This is a genomic window from Serratia sp. OS31, from assembly GCF_014164835.1.
In the GTDB taxonomy this organism is placed as follows: Bacteria; Pseudomonadota; Gammaproteobacteria; order Enterobacterales; family Enterobacteriaceae; genus Serratia; species Serratia liquefaciens_A.
Genome location: NZ_JACJFQ010000086.1, coordinates 1 through 1639, shown reverse-complemented (window position 1 = coordinate 1639; position 1639 = coordinate 1). Strand labels below are relative to the sequence as shown.

Below are 1639 nucleotides of genomic sequence, written 5' to 3'. Positions count from 1 at the left end.
GCAATATATCATTGCTGCGGCGTAGCTCCCGATTTTCGCGCTCCAGTTCTTTTAAACGCTGGCGCTCATTGGTGCTCAGTCTGCCATCATCAGTGTTGACGGGGCTGACACCACCACGGACATCATTTTTATGCTGACGCAACCAGGCTCGTAGGGTGTCGTAATGGCACCCGATTTTTGACGATATGGCACGAATGGCATCCGGCTCAGAGTCATACTCATCACGGTGTTCCAACAACATTCTGACAGCGCGCTTACGCAATTCAGGGGGATAGCGTTTGGCGGATTGTGATTTCATTTTGGGTCTCCTTTCACTGAGAGTTTAGTCTCCAAGAAACCCGGTACGGTTCAGAATATACTCACCAGCATATCCAGTGTCCTCACTGCCTTGCTTCGCGCCGAATCAAAGGTCGGCAGAAAAACGTTGTTTGGCGTCATTCCTGTCTCAGGGCTCCGGGTATACCGGTGTCGTTGCGAGGAAAGTGCGACAAAAATAGTCAGTCTACTCAGTGATTTGAGCTGGCGATCACACCCATCCTTCACTGAAATATATAGAAACCCGCTGGGCGTCCATGATCTCGTATGAAATGAAGACCCGCCTGCTGAAGGATGTTCTGCCGGTGGGGGATAGCCTGAATGCCTCAACGGTGAGGAATCATTTATGCCAGGTGGCACAGCGTCTTGATGCTGAGACGGAATCGCATTCTGGTTTTCTTTCCGGCTGCCCCCGCGACTGGGGTAACCAGCCTAGACCAGGGAAACCGCTTGTGATGAGTATTGATGGGGGTTATGTTCGCGACCGGGATGACAAAAAGCATAATTTTGAAATTATTGCCGGTAAATCTTTTTTAATCGGGGCGCCAACAGATACGTGCCGTTTCGGTTTTGTCCAGAAGGGTGACTGTCATCCGGAACGCAGGCTCATGGAACACCTGTCTACCCAGGGAATGCAGGCCAACCAACTGATTTTCTTTCTGTCCGACGGTGCGGATAACCTGAGGGAATTGCAGTTCGGCATGTATCCTGAGTCAATTCATGTGTTTGGCTGGTTTCATATTACGATGCGGCTTACGGTGCTTATGCAGTGACCCAGAGACCGGCAGTAAAGTTTCGGCGCTTCGGGAAAGCTGTAAGGCATGGCAATGTTGTCGCCGCACTGGAGCATATCGATAATTGCGTCATGTATTGCGATGAACTTTGCCGGCCTGAAATACCTGCAAAAACATCTGGATGAAATGTATACCTACATCCGGAACAATAAGATGATGATCCCAAACTACGGTGAAATGCACCGGTACGGAAAGCCTGTTTCAACGGCGTTTGTAGAATCAACGATCAATGAAGTGATCGCCAAACGAATGGCCAAAAAACAGCAGATGCAGTGGAGCAGAAAAGGGGCGCATTATTTGTTACAGACCCGGACCGCTGTTCTGAATAACGAGTTGCAGGATAAATTCGCCTGCTGGTATCCGGGGTTCTCAATAGGCGAAGAAAGTGATGGAAAGGTATCAGCGATGGCAGCATAGATAAGCCTGTACATAAATTTGTGTAATTGCCTGATTTTGATATGTTCAATCCAACATCAAAAACAGGTTAATTTATGGACGAAAAACAGTTGCAAGCTCTGGCTAACGAACTG

The 1639-nt window shown here is 48.7% G+C and carries 1 protein-coding gene and 1 pseudogene; one reads left to right on the top strand and one right to left on the bottom strand.

What is annotated here, in order from left to right:
- Positions 1 to 298 (bottom strand): transposase (locus H5P17_RS26380; RefSeq protein WP_182825911.1); only part of this gene is annotated, 298 nt, incomplete at its 3' end.
- Between the two features lie 53 nt (positions 299 to 351).
- Here H5P17_RS26380 and H5P17_RS26375 point away from each other — a divergent pair.
- A pseudogene (locus H5P17_RS26375) lies at positions 352 to 1526 on the top strand (ISKra4 family transposase); the annotation flags it as partial.
- Positions 1527 to 1639 lie beyond the last annotated feature (113 nt).